This window comes from Microcystis aeruginosa FD4, assembly GCF_009792235.1.
Classification (GTDB): Bacteria; Cyanobacteriota; Cyanobacteriia; order Cyanobacteriales; family Microcystaceae; genus Microcystis; species Microcystis viridis.
On record NZ_CP046973.1, the window covers coordinates 3,796,948 to 3,815,837 of the forward strand.

Genomic DNA, 18,890 nt, shown 5'->3' on the forward strand with positions numbered 1-18,890 from the left:
ATAAATGGAAAGGAGGCAGAATTGCATAAAAGGTTTTACCGCTTAGGGACTTGCGTGGGAATAATATCCCAATCGATCGGAGGGCGCAAGCTTTGCGCCCCTACAGTAACGGATTTTGTCCACAATGTAGGGGCGAACTGCGTTCGCCCAAAAGGTACATTATCAAAGCGCAAGTCCCTTATCCGAGCATAGAGACAGGAAATATCGTGAACCTTTATGATGATCAGACCTCCAGGTTTAAGCATTTTATAGCAGCTGTCAATAACTTCAGTTGGATTAATACAATGATCCAAGACATCCTGAAGCGTAATTACGTCGAAAAACGATTCCCTAACCGGATAGTTTTCGATAACCACCGATACAATATTATCTCCATACTTCGACTTAGCAATTGAAGCTTCTTTGTCAGATATTTCGATTCCATAACGATTCCATTCCTGCATGATATCGAGAAAATACCCACCAGAGCAACCAACATCAAGAATATTGCCAGATGTTTTACCGGTTATTCTATATATTTCACGCTTGAGCTTGTTATAGTAATGGTTTAAGAAATATATGTTTTCTGAAGTATAAATGAATTCGTCCGATGCTGCTGTTTCATAGTAACTTGCAAGGGTTTCAACTGTCATTATATTTCTCACAAATACAACTTCACAGTCATTGCATTTGTCAATTTCAAATCCATCGACATTATATTGTTTTCGGAAATGGCTACCTTGACAAATAGGGCATAAATCATAGTGCATTGATGATGTTGATATCATATTGGTTGTCTCCACGATGTTAAATTTTAATCGATAAAGTTAGTCCGATCATTATTTACGAGCTTTTTCAATTGACAATCTTTCAGTTCTGTTTAACTTTATAATAAAGTTGCTGACACATAATCAATAGTTCTAACAATTGATTCTCTTAAGGAAATCAAGGGCTTAAGTTGTAGTTCAGAAAACGCTCGTTTTACTGAAGGAACGTAACGTTCAGCAGGTTTACCGGGGATAGGTTCTTTAGCTATAACTACCTCAACTTTTGTTGCAAATGTACTGGCAACAACTTTTGCTAATTCAGCGATAGTTAAGTCCTCATCTGAACCGACATTATAAGGGTAGCATGATTTCCCCTTAAACAAAATTGTCCACAGCCAAATCGCCAAATCTGCTGCGTAGAGATAAGAACGATAAGGAGTACCATCCCCCCTGACGAGAATTGACCCCCCCATTAGACCATCTAAAATAAAATTACCAATGGCAAAATGGGTATCCAGTGGCAAATAGGGACCGACAAAGGCAAAGCAACGAGCAATTTTCGTTTCTAAGCCATGTTGTTTAGCATAAAGGGTGCAGAGCATTTCTGCTGCCCGTTTTCCTTCGGCATAAGCATAACCCGGATTAGTTAAATCAGGAGAGCCTAAATAGTCTTCGGAAACATGGGTTATCTCAGGGGGTTGTTTGCCATAAACCGCACCGGAACTGGTTAATAAGAACTTTTTAGCCTGACATACTTTAGCAAATTCTAAAGTATGCCTTGTTCCCTCAATAATCGTAGCAAACATCAGTAATGGATCTTCTTGATTTAGTTTGGCACTCGCTTCAGTGGCACCATGAATAATATAAGAAAACTCCCCTTCAGGAAACTGAAATGACCTAACATCACCGCTATGGAATTGAATAGCGGGATGATTGGCTAAATGAGGAGCTTTTTGCCTGAAACTATCAGTATTTCTGGTTAAAACAACCGCCGATGCTTTTAAGTCTAGCTGATCATTAGCCCAGATAAAACTTTCTAATAACCAACAGCCAAAAAAGCCTGTACCTCCGGTAATAAATATTCGTTGTCCCCGCAATTCTTCCCACAGGGTTTTAGTATGGGCAAGAATATGATTTAAGTCATTTGTTAGAAGATTGGTCATCAGGGCATATTACACCAGCTATGGACATTATGGTCAATAACGGATCACAATAAACTATCATCAACTTCAACTCCTAGCGATCGCAATTGCGCCGCCAAGCGCTCAGCCCGTAGTTTTTCCTGCTCGGCTCGTTGCTTTTCCTGCTCGGCTCGTTGCTTTTCCTGCTCTGCCAACTCCTCTATGGTGGGGAGCAATTGCCCCTCTGGTGTTGCCCAACGCAGCCAAGTAATCGGCTCCTGTTCATCCCCATAAATTCCCTGCCACCGCACTAACACTAGCCCTAATATTTCGCTGCTGAACCTTCCTTGAGCATCTGGGTTTAAAGATTTATAAACGCCCCCTTCTAAGCGATGTCCCGCTAAATCTTCCAGCTTAAAGGGATCATACCAAAAGTATTCTGTCACCCGCAAACGATTCTGATAGATAAGCTTTTTCTCTTCTTTATCTTTTTTGGCTGTACTTTCAGAAAGCAACTCAATCACCACATCAGGAGCTTTTTCTTCTTCCCAGACGACCCAGCTTTTCCGTTCTTTTCGAGGCACGTCCAAGACGACAAATACATCAGGTCCGCGATAATCCTCGTTCCGCACTTGATTGGGGCTAAAGTAAACGAACATATTGCCCCCGACAAACGCTTCTCGTCCTTGAGTTTTTAACCATTGGGAGAGAGGTCTGACTAATAACTGCATTTGCAGTCCGTGTCGCTGGGTTTCCATGGGAATACCGTCATCAGAAAGGAGTTCATCTTGGGTAGGTGGTAGCTTTATCTCTGGTGGGTTAGCGCCAATTACGAGTGTCTCTTGAGCCATGGGTTGGTGGGTGTGAACAACTGATGCCACTTTCTTATCATAAACTATCATCAATGTCAACCCCCAGCGCTCTCAATTTTGCCGCCAAGCGCTCTGCCCGTTGCTTTTCCTGTTCGGCTCGTTGCTTTTCCTGCTCGGCTCGTTGCCTTTCTTGCTCTACTAACTCACTGCCCCATAATAACAAATTTCCCGACTTATCCCACCAGCGCAACCAATTAGTAGTAAATTCAGCTTTGGTTCCTTGCCAGATACCGATAAACAAGTTAAGTTCTTTTATCCAGTAACGATTATTCTCATCTGGCAACTGCTGCTCATACTTTCCTGCCACTAAACAATAAACATCTAATTCTCCTGTTTTTGGCTGAAAGATTCCATAGACAGGTACTTGTAAGATTTGCTCGTAAAAATACCATTTTCCATAGGGATAGTGAGGGTTGATGGAATATTCACCCCCTTCGGTTTCCGAGATAAACTCTAGGACGATGGTAGGAATTTCTCCTTGAAGATGGGGAGTATAACTGCGCCGAATTTCTCCACTAGCAATGGGTTTTACCGAGGGAATATAAACCCAGTCAGGTGCTTTGACAACAGTTTGAGTTTTAACGGTAGCACACAAGCCAAAATTAGAGGCAATTAGCATCGATTCTAGAATTAGTCCTGCTAATTCTAGGGATTCCCGTAAAGCTGCTGCTAAGAGGGGTTGCAAGTTGTTGTCCACAGGTTCGTCAGGTAATATAAAATCATCTGGCAGTTTTTCCCAGGTGATAGTTGGTAAGGGGTTTGACTGAAGTAGTTGCATGGCTGTCATAAGTAATTTCACTAATTCAAATATCTAAAATGGGCTATAGATTTTCAGGATTAACTCCCAACTCTTTTAACTTTTGCACCAAACGTTGGCGAGAAATTCGTTCTTGCTCAAGTTCTAACTCAGCTTGTTCGGCTCGTTGACGCTCTTGCGCGGCTCGTTGCTTTTCCTGTTCGGCTCGTTGCTTTTCTTGCTCGGCTCGTTGCTTTTCTTGCTCTACTAACTCACTGCCCCATAATAGCAAATTTCCTGACTTATCCCACCAGCGCAACCAATTAGTAGTAAATTCAGCTTTGCTTCCTTGCCAGATACCGATAAACAAGTTAATCTCTGCTATCCAATAACGATTGTTTTCATCAGGTTTTTGTTGTTCATACCTTCCTTGATTTAATCGATAAATTTCTAATTCTCCTGTTTTTGGGTGAAATATTCCATAGACAGGTACTTGTAAGATTTGCTCGTAAAAATACCATTTTCCATAGGGATAGTGAGGGTTGATGGAATATTCACCCCCTTCGGTTTCCGAGATAAACTCTAGGACAATGGTAGGAATTTCTCCTTGAAGATGGGGAGTATAACTGCGCCGAATTTCTCCCCTAGGAATCGGTTTTACTGAGGGAATATAAACCCAGTCAGGTGCTTTGACAACAGTTTGAGTTTTAACGGTAGCACACAAGCCAAAATTAGAGGCAATTAGCATCGATTCTAGAATTAGTCCTGCTAATTCTAGGGATTCCCGTAAAGCTGCTGCTAACAGCGGTTGCAAGTTATTGTCCACAGGTTCGTCAGGTAATATAAAATCATCTGGCAGTTTTTCCCAGGTGATTATCGTTGATTTTGTCGGTAAATCAATAGCATATGGTGTCATTGTCGTCAACAGTCCTTCCTAATATTTAATAAGCTCTCATAAACTGCCCGCGACTAAGTAGGTGCATTAAATTAATTATAAAATAGACCTGTAAGTGGACAATGCCGGCAATTATTTCATACACTATCATCAACTTCAACTCCTAGCGCTCTTAATTTTGCCGCCAAGCGTTCGGCCCGTAGTTTTTCCTGCTCTGCCAACTCCTCTATGGTGGGGAGCAATTGCCCCTCTGGTGTTGCCCAACGCAGCCAAGTAATCGGCTCCTGTTCATCCCCATAAATTCCCTGCCACCGCACTAACACTAGCCCTAATATTTCGCTGCTGAACCTGCCTTGAGCATCTGGGTTTAAAGATTTATAAACGCCCCCTTCTAAGCGATGTCCCGCTAAATCTTCCGGCTTAAAGGGATCATACCAAAAGTATTCTGTCACCCGCAAACGATTCTGATAGATAAGCTTTTTCTCTTCTTTATCTTTTTTGGCTGTACTTTCAGAAAGCAACTCAATCACCACATCAGGAGCTTTTTCTTCTTCCCAGACGACCCAGCTTTTCCGTTCTTTTCGAGGCACGTCCAAGACGACAAATACATCTGGTCCGCGATAATCTTCGTTCCGCACTTGATTGGGGCTAAAGTAAACGAACATATTGCCCCCGACAAACGCTTCTCGTCCTTGAGTTTTTAACCATTGGGAGAGAGGTCTGACTAATAACTGCATTTGCAGTCCGTGTCGCTGGGTTTCCATGGGAATACCGTCATCAGAAAGGAGTTCATCTTGGGTAGGTGGTAGCTTTATCTCTGGTGGGTTAGCGCCAATTACGAGTGTCTCTTGAGCCATGGGTTGGTTGGGGTGAACAACTGATGGGACTCTTTTATCATAAACTATCATCAATGTCAACCCCTAGCGATCGCAATTTTGCCGCCAAGCGCTCTGCCCGTTGCTTTTCCTGTTCTGCTCGTTGCTTTTCCTGTTCAGCCCGTTGCTTTTCCTGCTCGGCTCGCAGTTTTTCCTGTTCGGCTCGTAGTTTTTCCTGTTCAGCCCGTTGCTTTTCCTGTTCGGCTCGTAGTTTTTCCTGTTCAGCCCGTTGCTTTTCCTGCTCGGCCAACTCCTCTATGGTGGGGAGCAATTGCCCCTCTGGTGTTGCCCAACGCAGCCAAGTAATCGGCTCCTGTTCATCCCCATAAATTCCCTGCCACCGCACTAACACTAGCCCTAATATTTCGCTGCTGAACCTTCCTTGAGCATCTGGGTTTAAAGATTTATAAACGCCCCCTTCTAAGCGATGTCCCGCTAAATCTTCCGGCTTAAAGGGATCATACCAAAAGTATTCTGTCACCCGCAAACGATTCTGATAGATAAGCTTTTTCTCTTCTTTATCTTTTTTGGCTGTACTTTCAGAAAGCAACTCAATCACCACATCAGGAGCTTTTTCTTCTTCCCAGACGACCCAGCTTTTCCGTTCTTTTCGAGGCACGTCCAAGACGACAAATACATCAGGTCCGCGATAATCCTCGTTCCGCACTTGATTGGGGCTAAAATAAACGAACATATTGCCCCCGACAAACGCTTCTCGTCCTTGAGTTTTTAACCATTGGGAGAGAGGTCTGACTAATAACTGCATTTGCAGTCCGTGTCGCTGGGTTTCCATGGGAATACCGTCATCAGAAAGGAGTTCATCTTGGGTAGGTGGTAGCTTTATCTCTGGTGGGTTAGCGCCAATTACGAGTGTCTCTTGAGCCATGGGTTGGTGGGTGTGAACAACTGATGCCACTTTCTTATCATAAACTATCATCGATGTCAACCCCCAGCGATCTCAATTGTCAAGATTAGTCATATTTTATCTATTGTCTCTCACAATTGGGCAATGAGGTTAGACTTATTCTCGAACTGACCTATCAAGGCTTTGTTTGGGTATATCTCTTGTTGTCTTACTTAGTCCTTCCTTGATAATCAAAAACCCAAATATTAACATTAACAATGGATTAATAATAACTCCTATACTAAGTCCCATATCAGTCATGGCTGGAATAATAAAGTAATTTTTGGGAATGAGCAAAAGACCAAACAGGATCAGATAGGCTAAATCAAACTTACTTGACTTTGATTCATTAATAAAAAAAGCCAAAGGAATAAAAAGATTGAGAAGTCGATAATCTCCTGATGTGGGGGGGATAACATTCATCACAAAAACTAAAAGAGCTAGTTTTTTCCAGAAAAGTTTCTCCTTAGTCAGAATGTATAAACTTACCAATCCTACTATTATTAATGATAGGACAGAATAGGGTCTCAAAAGTAGTGAAACCCAATCAAAAAATGTTTGCCCTAGATCTGATGGTGAGATAATACCAATATCTTTAGTAATCTTTAACACAAAACGGGTAATGACCTTGAGTAACCCGAACAAACTGACCCCATAAGGCCAACCTCCCGATCCAATTGCATAATTTTTCACAAACATCGCTTGATTTCTTCTTAATCCCTGAATATTTTCTAAAAAACCTCCTTGAAAGCACATCATAGAAAAAATAGTTATTAATATAGCAAATATAATTATATACAGTATGTTTTTCCATTTTTTCTCACTTGCTAATAAGACTAGGAAAATTGCTGGAAAAGGTTTCATGGCAATTGCTAGGGATAGACAAATTAAGGCAAAAAGCGATTTATAGTGATTCAAGCTATTATAAAAGTAAGCAAAACCACATAAAAATAAGAAAGTATATAATTCTGCATTAGCTCTATCTATAGTAAATAGGAAAGGATAGCTCATGAAGGAAATTACAAAAATATCACGCCAATTATCTATTCGATTAGTCTGAGAAAAGTTCTTGACTATGAAAAATAGCCAGCAGACTAAAAAAATACTAAAAAACACTAATAGTGCTAAATTTCTGCTCTTAAATAGAGTAAACGGGAAGAAAAATAACTCTCCCAATGGATAATATACACCAAAAATATATACATCACTTCTATAGGGATTAAGTTCTCTGATAAATCTTACCATGTTCCAAAAGTCATTGAACTTATCATTTGGCTTAAATAAAAAAGTATTAAGAGGAAAACCATTGCCCAAATAAGCTCCCATGATATAGTGATAAAAGACAGCTATAGTAAAGCCCATTACTATAATTGTGCTAAGTAGTTTGATTTTAATATTGCGTTCCATATAGTTTACTAATTAATAGTACAAAATTTCATCAAAAACAAAAAGTTTGCTCTTTATTTGCGTTCAAAATTAACTCGCTCCCTCTCTACAACTAGAGGCCTCTTTAAAGACCGTAAATGTATTAATCCAATATATTCACCTATAATACCAATAAAAAATAATTGCACAGCAGCAAAGAAAAATATCGTGATGTGCAAAGATGCAATTCCTATCGGTAAAAAATTGGGGTTAATTAGTTTTGCAACTAAATAAGCAATAGCGACAAATATGCTTAATGCGCTCATAATAAAACCTGACATAGTTGCTACTCTAATAGGTACTCTAGAATGACTCGTAATGCCAAGCAAAGCAAAATCATAAAGCATGAAGAAGTTGGCACTACTAACCCCTCTCTTTCTCGCTGCACTGACATACTCAACCTCAGCAATCCCGAAACCCAATTCCGAAATTAAACCTTTAAAGTAAGGGTAAGGGTCATCAATTTTTCGCAAACTTTGAATGACACACTTATCATATAAACCGAATCCAGTTGTATCTCTGGTCAATTGTACATCAGATATAACGCTGAGAACATAGTAATAGAGTTTTTTGACCTTAAAAAGCACAAATGATTCCCTACTGTTTTTTCTCACCCCTTGAACAACTTTATATCCTTCTTCCCATTTAGTAACAAAATCAACGATTAAAGAGGGTGGATCTTGTAGGTCAGCCATCAGAAAAATCACGGCATCTCCATCTGGTTGAATGAGTCCGTAATAGGAGGAGCGAACAAAGCCAAAATTTCTGGCATTGACGATAATTTTGACTTTGGGGTCTTTTCGAGCCAGCATTTTTAAGATGTCTACTGTTCGGTCTTTAGAACAGTTGTCAATAAAAACGTGTTCGTAGTCATAATCAGATAATTTATTTTCAAAAATTGTCTTAACTTGAGAGTACAAATCCTCAATGTTATCCTCTTCATTATAGCAAGGAGTCATAACACTAATAAGCTTTTTCATGATTCACCTCTTTAATATGATAATTGAATTTTATTGATTACTTAACCAATTTAACATTTTACTGACTCCTTCACGGCTAGAAACTTTTGGTTTCCATTGAAGTTGAGTTGTTGCTTTGCTGATATCAGCAATGAAAATTCGTTGATCACTTTGCCTAACAGGAATCTTCTGATAATTTAATTTTGCTCCTGTTAATTCTTCTAGAATATCAAATAGTTCCAGTAAAGAAAGACTATTTTCCACTCCTCCTCCAATATTAAAAACTTCCCCCTTAACATTATCGATATGCTCAACAGCCGCTAGATAACAAGCGATCGCATCACTAGCATATAAGACATCTCGTACCTGCTTACCACTACCTGAAATGGTAAATGGTTCTGCTTGATGATTAGCTTTGGCTTCTAAGGCTTTTTGACAAAACCAACCAATCCATCCCTGATCGTAGGTAGAAAACTGACGACCTCCATAAATCGAAGAATGACGGAACACAACCGTTCTTAGAGCGAAAATACGAGCATAGTCTAACATATATTGATCCCCCGCACCCTTGGAGCATCCATAAGGTGAGTGAAAATCAAGAGGAATAGATTCATCAAACCCTTGAGGATGATCTGGACAAAAATAACGCTTTTCTCGTTCCTGATATTCCCATTGCTCCAGGTCTCCGTAAACTTTGTTGGTTGAAGAATAGACTATCACACTATCAGGAGAATGCTGACGCACAGCTTCTAAGACATTGAGAGTCCCCAAGGCATTAATTTCAAAATCCATACGGGGATTAGCAATGGAAGTAGTCATTGCCACCTGTCCCGCTAAATGAAAAATAACATCAGGTTTAAACTCTTTGATTGTAAGATTTACGTCATTGGTGTTACGAATATCTCCATGGGCAAATTGAAATTGACCTTGAGTTCGCAACCAGTTAAGATTTTGTTCTGAACCAGAACGATACAAATTATCAAAAACGAGCAATTCTTCTCCTTCTTTCAATATTTGTGCAGCAATGTTGCTACCCAGAAATCCACAGCCACCAGTAATTAAATATTTCATTGATTGATACTACTCCTTTCCTGATCGATAGTATACCTTAATCCTTCAACTAAAGAAATTTTGGGTTGCCAACCTAGTTTTAATAACATTGAAATATCCACATGGGATTCCATGATTTCATTCTCACGATAAGGAAGCATACCAAAATTCAGTCGAGTGACTTTATTTTCGGTCATTGTCTTAACCATTTGAACAAACTCTCGAATTTCAATGTTCTTTCCTGTACCTATTTCATAGCGATATAAATTGTTAGGAACATCAAAACTAAACTGAATCAGTTTGATAAAGGCTTCTACCACATCATCAATATAGATGAAATCTCGCTTCTGTTCTCCTAATGTCAAATCAAGAAAATCTACTTCATGCAGCAAATCTAAGATAATTTTAGAGACAAACTTAGAAGGATCATCAAAAGGTCCGTAAAAATGCTCTAGAGCGACATTAATACAAACCATTTTTTGAGAAAATAAGAATAACCAGTCTAAAAAATGTTTTTTAGAAAGGGAATAGTAATTGACTCTTTTATCTAGAATGGTATCGGTATTAATGAATGTTTTTACCTGATAATTTTCTGCTATTTGTATAATTTTCAAAGGCAGAAAAAGATTCGCCTGGATAATATCTGTAGGAGGAACTGCAAAACGACCATAATTGGTAGCACAGTGGATGATTATGTCAATGACATTTTCTTTAAAAATATCTTCTATATCAATTTGGTCAAGATCATAAAATCTTATTTTGTCAACAATCGAACCTAATCGGAAAAGTTTAGAGCTTGAACGCTTGACAACAATAACATTCAACTGATCTTTTACTATCCGTTTCACCAGATGACTTCCTAGAAAACCAGTTCCACCAGTCACTAAAATAGTTTTGCCCATCAAATTATCCATTGATATCTGAGTCTATAATCCCAATATTTGGGATAAATGTTTAATAGAACTTGCGGTTCTTCGGTTCGTGTTATGCGATAGAGGGATTACAAGGGATGAAACCCTTATATAGAAAGACATTCAGCGATTTTTGTCAATTGTTTTTGATCTAGAACGAACCAATCAATCGCCAGATAAGGATTTAGTCGATTTATGCCACCCGATCGAAACATACCAAGTAACGAAGAACCGAAGTCGCTTTCTCAGCTTTGACTCTGATCCAGGCCTCGACAAAACTCTCGGATAGTCGCTGCTACATAGGTTAACATCTCTTCTGTTAATCCCGGAAACACCCCAATCCAGAAGACTCCTTCCATGATTTTATCTGCATTAGACAAGTCTCCTATTACCCGATAATTTAATCCTTGATACAGAGGTTGTCGCAGTAAATTACCCCCAAATAATAGCCTTGTGCCGATGCGTTTTTCCTCCAAATGCTTAACCAAATCATTGCGAGTAAAAGCTGCATCTTCCCTAACTAAGATAGGAAAACCAAACCAACTCGGTTCAGAATGGGGACTTGCTTCGGGCAGAACTAAAACATCTTGTAAGTCTTGTAATTTTTGATGTAAAAAGTCGAAATTTTCCCGGCGCTTTTGGATAAATTCCGGCAATTTATCCAGTTGCGCTACCCCGACGGCGGCTTGCATATCCGTCATCTTTAGGTTATAACCCACATGAGAATAGGTGTACTTATGGTCATAGCCAAAGGGTAAATCTCCTAACTGCCAACCGAAGCGCTTATTACAGGTATTATCTACCCCAGGCGCACACCAACAATCTCTCCCCCAGTCACGGAATGACTCGACAATCTTTTTCAAGCGGGTATCACTGGTTAAAACCGCGCCCCCTTCTCCCATAGTCATGTGATGGGCGGGATAAAAGCTAACCGTTGCTAAATGCCCAAAGGTGCCAGTTTTCTGCCCTTTATAAAGACTTCCCACCGCATCACAGTTATCCTCCACTACCCAAAGGTCATGTTTTTCGGCAAAAGCCATCACCGCTTCTAAATTAAAGGGATTTCCCAGGGTATGAGCGATCATAATCGCTTTAGTCTTCTCTGACAAGGCCGATTCCAGTTGATCAATATCAAGGTCATAACCAGGTAATTTAACGTCTAAAAAGACCGGAATTAGCTGATTTTGAAAGATGGGATTAACCGTAGTCGGGAAACCCGCGGCAACGGTAATGACTTCATCCCCCGGTTTAAGTTGTTTTTTCCCCCAATTTAGGGGAAGTTAAGGCACTTAAAGCCACTAAATTGGCTGAAGAGCCGGAATTGACTAATAAACAATGTTTTACCCCCATCCACTGGGCAAAACGTTCCTCAAATTCTGCGGCATATCTGCCCGTCGTTAACCAGAAATCTAGGGAAGAATCGACTAATTTGACTAATTCTTGCTCATCAAATACCTTACCCGAAACCGGAATATAGGTTTGCCCCGCCACAAAAGCCCGGGGTTGAAATTTGAAGTCATAGTATTTTTGTACGGATTGAAATACTTGCGATCGCAGTTCAGCTTCAGTAGTGGTACTGGGGGGAGAAATAGATTGAGTCATGGTTAATTTCCTTTCAGGGGAGAAATTTGAACTTAATTATTACTTAATTTGTATCCTTATCAACCTTGAGTTCGCTAATCGATCAAACAACTTTGATAATATTCGATTTGTTGACGAGTAAGGTCTTGGAATTGTGCTTTATCTTCAGAGTCCATTTGAGCCGCTTGATAATACCATGTCACCGTTTCCTTGAGGGTTTGCCGAAAATCCCAGACTGGTTGCCATTTTAGGGTATGGAAAGCCTTATCTGTAACTAGATTAAGCAATTTAGCCTCATGAACAGCCTTCGGATCACTCTGATCGAGCCAAGTCCCTGGCCAAAGTTGTAAGATAGACTCAACTAACTCTTTAACTGGACGATTAGAGGCTAGAGACGGACCGAAATTGAACGCCCCATATAAACCCCGGCTGTCTTGCTGCCAATTAGCCGTCATCAACTGCAGATAAATCGACTCAGCCAAGCGTAAATAGCCACCTAAAGGCTCTAAAACGTGCTGCCAAGGGCGAGTCGCTAGAGGGTTCCGCACGGGAATCGCTTCCGACTTGATCAAAGCCCGCATCGCATCGGGTACAATCCGATCTAGAGACCAATCTCCGCCACCGATGACATTTCCTGCCCTGGCGCTGGCAATGCCGATGGGGGTTTGAGGGGTTTTAAAGAAGGAATTTCGCCAAGATGCGATCGCCAATTCCGCCCCCGCTTTACTAGAACTATAGGGATCATAACCCCCTAACGGGTCATTTTCCCGATAACCATAGACCCATTCCCGATTCTCATAGCACTTATCGCTAGTAATAAACACGGCGGCACAGGGATGAGTCAGGCTTTTGAGGGCCTCTAAAACGTGAATAGTCCCCATAACATTTGTGTTCCACGTTTCCACCGACTCAAGATAAGAAAGCCGCACTAAGGGTTGTGCCGCTAAATGAAAAATCACATCTGGTTGCCATGAAGCGATTAAACGAGCTACTAACTCAGCCTCTCGAATATCTCCTATATGATGACTCAGGTTCTGAGCTAAGTCTAATTGGTCAAATAAAGCGGGGGTGGTATTGGGAGCTAAACTGAGGCCTTTGACCGCTGCCCCTAGATGGAGTAGCCAAAACGACAGCCAAGACCCCTTAAAGCCGGTATGACCAGTAATAAAGACCTTTTTGCCCGACCAAAATCCTTCCTTTACCATATTTTCCATCTAGCTTGTCCAGTGTCATAAAGGTGATTGAGTAGTTCCATTTCTCGATAAGTATCCATGCACTGCCAAAACCCATCATGCCCATCCCAGAAGGAGAGGGGAGCTATTATTGTTCACAAGTCAAATAGACTCGCTATACTGGGTTTTTAGTTAATTTCAACGGCTTTCTGCCAGTAATGTCCGAAAATAATTAAGGTGAAGGCTTAAACCCATCACCTTAACTCTTTGGGAGCTAATATACATGAACTTGACCGAGTATGTCAATTGGTTAGGCTGTTAGCCATCGAGAATGGTTAGTTGAGATAAAAGGGGAGCCTGGAACTTCTGCGCGGGGAGAGTCGTTCTTGATTTTCGATGCCTCGTGATTCAAGGGAAAATCAAATAAGTATTTATACTTATTGTATATGGCTTGAATTTGGTGTAAACATACAGCTATGCTTGGGTGGCAGGGATTTTAATATTGTTCTGGACTCGAAAGTGTTACATAGCGGTTTTAACTCGCCTGAAGTACAATTTATAGTCATTTCAGATAAGTCTGATACAGTCTAGACCGACAAAATCTTTATGAACTCTGGGATTGATATTCTCAATCTTAATTGAAATGACTATAATTACTTGCTCGTGCCTGCTGCCGACCGCATGGCTGCCCCCCATCTCCTCTTCCACTCCAGAGACATGATGATCGTGGTGTTGGCAAATCACTTATACTGGCTATATATTAAGCTAAAATTTGCACTCATACTTAACTTTATCTAATTTGTAAATGAGTAAAAAAACCTTCTGTATTTTGGAACAGGGCAAACTAATTAATGAGCCTTGCACTATAGAAAAACGATAACTATTTACTACTGAATTTAGTGACTTTTATCGACTTAATTGGGCAACGGAAGATGACCCCAATGCTTTCATTACTGCAAAAGGAGTGACTTGGAGTGAGGGCAGGAGCTTGCTATATAGGGAAGTTCCCAAAGATTATGAATACTACATTTTTATCGATGATGATGTTACCTTTGTTGCTGATGAAGGAGTAGATATTCCCAAAAAGATCAAAGAATTGCTCGATGAATATCATCCCATTGCTGGAACTTTTTATGATCCTAAACAGTGGGCATTTCTACCGATTAAAGCTTCTTATGAAGAGTTCATCTCCAGAAAATGCTTTCCCATTAGTGGATATGATGCGGAATCTCAAATCCTCTCCCAAAGCTATGCTGATGTCATCTTACCGGCGATTTATCATGGGGCGCATCGGACGGATTGGTATCTTCAGTGGGTTTGTTATCAAACCTTTCCCATGAAGCAAATGTGTTTTACTGACATTCGAGTTAAGAATGCCCGCAGCGGTGGCCATAGTAAAATTCACAAGCCGCAGCATTATGAGCCAACAGAAGCAGTGTTTCTGTTTAATCGACACGTCAAGAAGCCATATCCATTGTTGAAAAAAAAGGATGATATTCTTAAAAATAATGTTGAAGTTTTTGAGCGGCTAGTTGATAAAACCCCTATTGAGTTCACTCTGAAAGACCTAGCAAAGGTCTATGATATCAGCAACACTGATTTTAAAATTAGACAACCTACTGCCAGTAGTCGGTACTTGTACAGAAAACCTTGGAATCGTTTTCTGTGGAAACTGGTCAGAAAACTGACAGGGGAATATAAATATTAATTCCACCGCGCTCTGGCTTTGAAAGCTGTCAAATGGCTACTCACTTATGCTGGGACAGCTTGACAGAAAGGCATTTTAGTCGTCAGCCAAAAGTCTCAGGAAGTATTTAACGGAGCCAGTCTAAATGATTCGTAAACACCATTCTTCTCCGCTCTCCGAAGTGAGAGAGGGGTTAGGGATGAGGAGCTTTTACAATTCATTTGGTTTTGCTATATATTAGGCTGTGGTTAAACTTTTATACGGAAAATTTGCCAGACAATCTCCTATGGACTAAACTTTTTAGCCATTCAGGCATAGAGAGAATTGCCATGTATAATAAATTGACAAATAAGAGCAAATTGATAATTTCATCAACTACCCAAGTGTATAAGAATGGACTCGCGTAAAAGGTTGTCACTATAGCGACTAAAGCCATACTGGAAGACAAGCTTAACTGATTTTCTTGCTTAATCCAATCCAAAATTTGAGGAAGGGCAAAGATGAGAAAAGTTAATTTGTAATCCATAACAAGGCCAATAACCAGATAATTTCCTAAATAAATGCCTGCTGCAAGACGGAAATAATCGATATATTGACTGTTATCTAAAGATTTGTCCGAATCGGTTGAGACAAAATCCCAACTAAGCCATTCTTGAAAAATCTTAAATTTCGACAATAAAAATCTGGTCAAGACTAATAGCGTCAATAAACTCATAATTATATAAATTATGTATCTGAGCGTCTTTTTAATATCAGTTTCGCCGTCAGAAAATAAAGAAAGATTTGATAGAAAAGGTTTGACTTTCAAAAAGAGGGCTTGATGGCCAAAACGAAACCAAACACGCTCAACATCAAATGCTTGTGAGATAGTTTTCATCTCACCTATACTAGCGATAAAATAAGTGATAAAGGCAGTGGCAAAAATAGCAGCCAAGAACAGAAATAGATTTCTTTTTTCTTTAAGAATTACCGCCAGTCCAAAAATTGGAAATAGTTTAATAACCCCCCAAAAAAATATTAATAAATAGGCACACAACCTAAAAATTAATGCTCGGCTATTTTTAATTATTATCAGTCCGACACCAAGCCAAGAATAGATAACAATATCTACGTTGCCACGTTCGACTAAAAGCATTACCGGTGGTGAGCATAAAATTAGGGCATAAACTACAGCTTCTTGATAATTTAATCTGCCAATGATGATTAAAGTTATAACATAAAAGATTAAAGCAAATAAAACTCCTAAAAATATAGTATTACGCTGCTCTAAACCCAGCCAAGTTAATGAAGACCAGCTACTAGGATAAGCTATTTGATTGAAGCAGGAATTATTTGTTAGGGAAACTTCGCCAGTCAATCGATCACAATCAAAAGCACCTAATACGGCTGCAAGATCTATAAAAGGGTTTTTAACCGCAGGAACCCCAATTATCCTCCAAAACTTGTGATAGGGAACAAAAAAATTAGCTAGATACAATAACCCAAAATATCCTAAGAGTGCAGCAACTACCAAAAATCTGCCGTCAATTTTTGATTGTTTTTTGAGCATCTGCTTAATCTGGATATGTATTGAATTTACTATGTCCACTTACTGCCTCCTGCTATTAAAGGATTGATTATCTGTCAATGAAAGACTACATCCGGTTGCCATGAAGCGATTAAACGAGTCACTAACTCAGCCTCTCGAATATCTCCTAGATGGTGACTCAGATTCTGAGCTAAGTCTAATTGCTCAAATAAGGCGGGGGTGGTATTGGCCGCTAAACTGAGGCCTTTTACCTCTGCCCCCAGATGGAGTAACCAAAACGCCAGCCAAGACCCCTTAAAGCCGGTATGACCAGTGATAAAGACCTTTTTGCCAGGCTAAAATGCTTTCTTTACCATATTTTCCATCTAGCTTGTCCAGTGTCATAAAGGTGATTGAGCATTTCCATTTCTCGATAAGTATCCATGCACTGCCAAAACCCATCATGCTTATAGACGGCGAGTTCTCCTAAAGCGGCCAAGGTTCTTAGGGGCTGTGCCTCAAAAGTCGTCGAATCTCCCTCAATTAAATCCAAAACCTTGCGATTTAAGACAAAATAGCCCCCATTAATCCATCCTTCAGCCGTTTGGGGCTTTTCTTGGAATTGAGTGACTAGATTACCCTCAATGATTAACTCGCCAAAGCGAGAAGAAGGACGAACCGCCGTCATAGTGGCTAATTTCCCATGGGAGTAATGGAAATCCAACAGATCCGCAATATTCACATCACACACCCCATCCCCATAGGTGGCCAAAAATATCTCGCTTCCGCTTTGGTCTATATGAGATGTGAGACGTTTAAGACGACCTCCCGTCATGGTTTCCTGTCCCGTATCAACTAACCAAATACGCCAGTCTTCCTCATCATGTCCACTATCGAGTTTAGTCACTTTTTTATTGCCTAACTCTAAGAGGACATCACTTTGATTCCAATCATAGTTAAAGAAATAGTCCCGGATGATCTCCCCTTTATACCCTAGACAGAGCATAAAATCAGTTAAACCATAGTGGGCATAAGTTTTCATGATATGCCAAATAATTGGACGATTTCCGATATTAATCATCGGTTTAGGTCGAAATTCGGTTTCTTCCCGCAGTCGGGTGCCTTTGCCACCACACAGGATAGCGACGGGAATGTTAGACTTATAGTCCTTAACTGTTAAACTGACCGATTGTATTACCATTGGATTATATAGTGCGGGGGACTTTAAAGTGACATCATCCTCTTGTCGAGGCATCTTAACACGGGATTCCCGATTGTGTCCAAGATTCTGTCTAAAAAAATTTTGGTTGAGCGAGTGTGTCCAGTTTATTGCTAAACAGGCTCTTAAATCTTCTAGCAGTTATCTTCATGGTGAGGTACGAAGTTTTAGTTTTGGGGAGTCGGCTGTCGGTCGGCGATACTAAATCAGGTTATACTTCATCTTTATCGGCAACTAGGACTAGAAATTCCTGCTACTGTGCGAAGATACATATTCGGGGACACGGTCACGAAGCTACCAGACAATTTTAGGATAAAAATACCGACAATTATGGGGAAATCAATCAATAAAGTCCGAGGAACGGCGCTGATTTTAGGGATTCTAGCGATCGCCTTTGCCTTTTTCACCAGGATTGTCAGTATTTTTGAATACGTTACCTTCGATATCGGACCGGATCCCGATCAGATTAGCGGTGGTTACTTTTGGATGGATATGTGGAAGGGAAACTTTCCTCAATTGGGACCCGCGGGGGGAGGTGGAAAATATGGATTCGTAATTCCTCCCCTCTATGGTTATTTAGCATTTCCTCTGACAATTTTCGGTGCCGATCCCGAATTTCAAGTCCTTACCAATGGCCTATTTTCTTTTCTATCGATTCCCCTCTTAATCTACTTTGTTTATCAACTTTTAGAAAATGTAGAACAAGATCAACGTCTTCTCCTGTCCAGTTTGGCAGGATTTTGGTATAGCACGATTTATGCTGACTATTTTATTAATAATTTTTCCTAGGCCCCTAGCCCAATACCCTTTTTCCTGCTCGTTTTTGCTTTACTCTATCGGTTCCAGATGGAAACGACTAAGCCGCTGCTCTATCAGGCTATAGCTTGGATATTCTTCGGGATTACCGTCGCTATATTGGTGAGTTTACACAGCACCACGATGTTAATTATCCCAGCGACTTCTGTTATCGCCTCTCTCTGGTTTGTTTATCGAAATCGCAAGAATAATCGTAAATGTCTTTTGCCTTTTCTATCGATTCTCTCCGCCAATCTCGCCTTGATTATGTATTGGCACTGTGAGATAGTTGGGAGATTTGCCAATACGAAAGGACTGCTGAGAGCGCTGACGGAAAAGGGGGCGAGCGCTGAACCATCGAGCAATCTGTTCACTCGTCTATTTAAGGCGATGTCCGTCTGAAAGTTCAACCCGAACCCCAACCTTTCTCGCCGG

Annotated in this window: 20 protein-coding genes; 3 read left to right on the plus strand and 17 right to left on the minus strand. The window is 40.3% G+C overall.

Annotated features, from left to right (window positions below):
• Nucleotides 1-35: 35 nt before the first annotated feature.
• From GQR42_RS19005 to rfbG, 14 genes are all read right to left on the minus strand, one after another.
• A complete protein-coding gene (locus GQR42_RS19005; protein WP_199273213.1) occupies nucleotides 36-632 on the minus strand; it encodes a class I SAM-dependent methyltransferase in 597 nt (198 codons plus the stop codon).
• A 233-nt stretch (nucleotides 633-865) separates the two neighbouring features.
• Nucleotides 866-1,909: an NAD-dependent epimerase/dehydratase family protein gene (locus tag GQR42_RS19010; protein WP_158201157.1), complete on the minus strand. Its 1,044-nt coding sequence runs from the start codon at nucleotides 1,907-1,909 to the stop codon at nucleotides 866-868.
• A 44-nt stretch (nucleotides 1,910-1,953) separates the two neighbouring features.
• Entirely contained in the window at nucleotides 1,954-2,718 is a 765-nt protein-coding gene (locus GQR42_RS19015) for a Uma2 family endonuclease (protein ID WP_158201158.1), read from the minus strand.
• Between the two features lie 37 nt (nucleotides 2,719-2,755).
• Nucleotides 2,756-3,526, minus strand: coding sequence for a Uma2 family endonuclease (locus tag GQR42_RS19020; protein ID WP_158201159.1), 771 nt, complete (start codon nucleotides 3,524-3,526; stop codon nucleotides 2,756-2,758).
• Between the two features lie 34 nt (nucleotides 3,527-3,560).
• Nucleotides 3,561-4,391 (minus strand): Uma2 family endonuclease, encoded by an 831-nt coding sequence (locus GQR42_RS19025; RefSeq protein WP_158201160.1) that lies wholly within the window; start codon nucleotides 4,389-4,391, stop codon nucleotides 3,561-3,563.
• A gap of 116 nt (nucleotides 4,392-4,507) precedes the next feature.
• On the minus strand, nucleotides 4,508-5,227 hold the full coding sequence (locus tag GQR42_RS19030; protein WP_158201161.1) for a Uma2 family endonuclease: 720 nt from the start codon (nucleotides 5,225-5,227) through the stop codon (nucleotides 4,508-4,510).
• A 37-nt stretch (nucleotides 5,228-5,264) separates the two neighbouring features.
• The gene (locus tag GQR42_RS19035) at nucleotides 5,265-6,131 is read right to left on the minus strand and encodes a Uma2 family endonuclease (protein WP_158201162.1); all 867 of its coding nucleotides are present in this window, start codon (nucleotides 6,129-6,131) and stop codon (nucleotides 5,265-5,267) included.
• A 135-nt stretch (nucleotides 6,132-6,266) separates the two neighbouring features.
• On the minus strand, nucleotides 6,267-7,556 hold the full coding sequence (locus tag GQR42_RS19040) for a glycosyltransferase 87 family protein (protein WP_158201163.1): 1,290 nt from the start codon (nucleotides 7,554-7,556) through the stop codon (nucleotides 6,267-6,269).
• A gap of 53 nt (nucleotides 7,557-7,609) precedes the next feature.
• Entirely contained in the window at nucleotides 7,610-8,554 is a 945-nt protein-coding gene (locus GQR42_RS19045; RefSeq protein ID WP_158201164.1) for a glycosyltransferase family 2 protein, read from the minus strand.
• Nucleotides 8,555-8,584: 30 nt separating this feature from the next.
• Nucleotides 8,585-9,604 (minus strand): NAD-dependent epimerase/dehydratase family protein, encoded by a 1,020-nt coding sequence (locus GQR42_RS19050; RefSeq protein WP_158201165.1) that lies wholly within the window; start codon nucleotides 9,602-9,604, stop codon nucleotides 8,585-8,587.
• A complete protein-coding gene (locus GQR42_RS19055; protein ID WP_233271073.1) occupies nucleotides 9,601-10,485 on the minus strand; it encodes an NAD-dependent epimerase/dehydratase family protein in 885 nt (294 codons plus the stop codon). Before GQR42_RS19055 ends, GQR42_RS19050 begins: the two co-directional genes overlap by 4 nt.
• A gap of 254 nt (nucleotides 10,486-10,739) precedes the next feature.
• On the minus strand, nucleotides 10,740-11,726 hold the full coding sequence (gene rfbH, locus GQR42_RS19060; RefSeq protein ID WP_257792649.1) for a lipopolysaccharide biosynthesis protein RfbH: 987 nt from the start codon (nucleotides 11,724-11,726) through the stop codon (nucleotides 10,740-10,742).
• 16 nt (nucleotides 11,727-11,742) lie between these two features.
• Nucleotides 11,743-12,096 carry a DegT/DnrJ/EryC1/StrS family aminotransferase gene (locus tag GQR42_RS29600; protein ID WP_257792590.1) on the minus strand — a complete coding sequence of 118 codons (354 nt, stop codon included), beginning with the start codon at nucleotides 12,094-12,096 and terminating at the stop codon, nucleotides 11,743-11,745.
• 74 nt (nucleotides 12,097-12,170) lie between these two features.
• On the minus strand, nucleotides 12,171-13,289 hold the full coding sequence (gene rfbG, locus GQR42_RS19065; RefSeq protein ID WP_158201167.1) for a CDP-glucose 4,6-dehydratase: 1,119 nt from the start codon (nucleotides 13,287-13,289) through the stop codon (nucleotides 12,171-12,173).
• Nucleotides 13,290-14,235: 946 nt separating this feature from the next.
• Between rfbG and GQR42_RS19075 the strand changes: the two genes are divergently transcribed.
• Nucleotides 14,236-14,955, plus strand: a complete 720-nt coding sequence (locus tag GQR42_RS19075; RefSeq protein WP_233271074.1) for a hypothetical protein — start codon at nucleotides 14,236-14,238, stop codon at nucleotides 14,953-14,955.
• 235 nt (nucleotides 14,956-15,190) lie between these two features.
• On the opposite strand, the gene GQR42_RS19080 is transcribed toward GQR42_RS19075, so the two are convergent.
• From GQR42_RS19080 to rfbF, 3 genes are all read right to left on the minus strand, one after another.
• Entirely contained in the window at nucleotides 15,191-16,483 is a 1,293-nt protein-coding gene (locus GQR42_RS19080; RefSeq protein WP_158201168.1) for a hypothetical protein, read from the minus strand.
• Nucleotides 16,484-16,557: 74 nt separating this feature from the next.
• Nucleotides 16,558-16,779: a GDP-mannose 4,6-dehydratase gene (locus GQR42_RS28975; RefSeq protein ID WP_257792650.1), complete on the minus strand. Its 222-nt coding sequence runs from the start codon at nucleotides 16,777-16,779 to the stop codon at nucleotides 16,558-16,560.
• Between the two features lie 32 nt (nucleotides 16,780-16,811).
• On the minus strand, nucleotides 16,812-17,642 hold the full coding sequence (gene rfbF / locus GQR42_RS19090; RefSeq protein WP_158202523.1) for a glucose-1-phosphate cytidylyltransferase: 831 nt from the start codon (nucleotides 17,640-17,642) through the stop codon (nucleotides 16,812-16,814).
• Between the two features lie 348 nt (nucleotides 17,643-17,990).
• Here rfbF and GQR42_RS28980 point away from each other — a divergent pair, with 348 nt between their 5' ends.
• Nucleotides 17,991-18,449 carry a hypothetical protein gene (locus GQR42_RS28980; RefSeq protein ID WP_233271075.1) on the plus strand — a complete coding sequence of 153 codons (459 nt, stop codon included), beginning with the start codon at nucleotides 17,991-17,993 and terminating at the stop codon, nucleotides 18,447-18,449.
• Nucleotides 18,450-18,506: 57 nt separating this feature from the next.
• The gene (locus GQR42_RS28985) at nucleotides 18,507-18,857 is read left to right on the plus strand and encodes a hypothetical protein (protein ID WP_233271076.1); all 351 of its coding nucleotides are present in this window, start codon (nucleotides 18,507-18,509) and stop codon (nucleotides 18,855-18,857) included.
• Nucleotides 18,858-18,890: the final 33 nt, after the last annotated feature.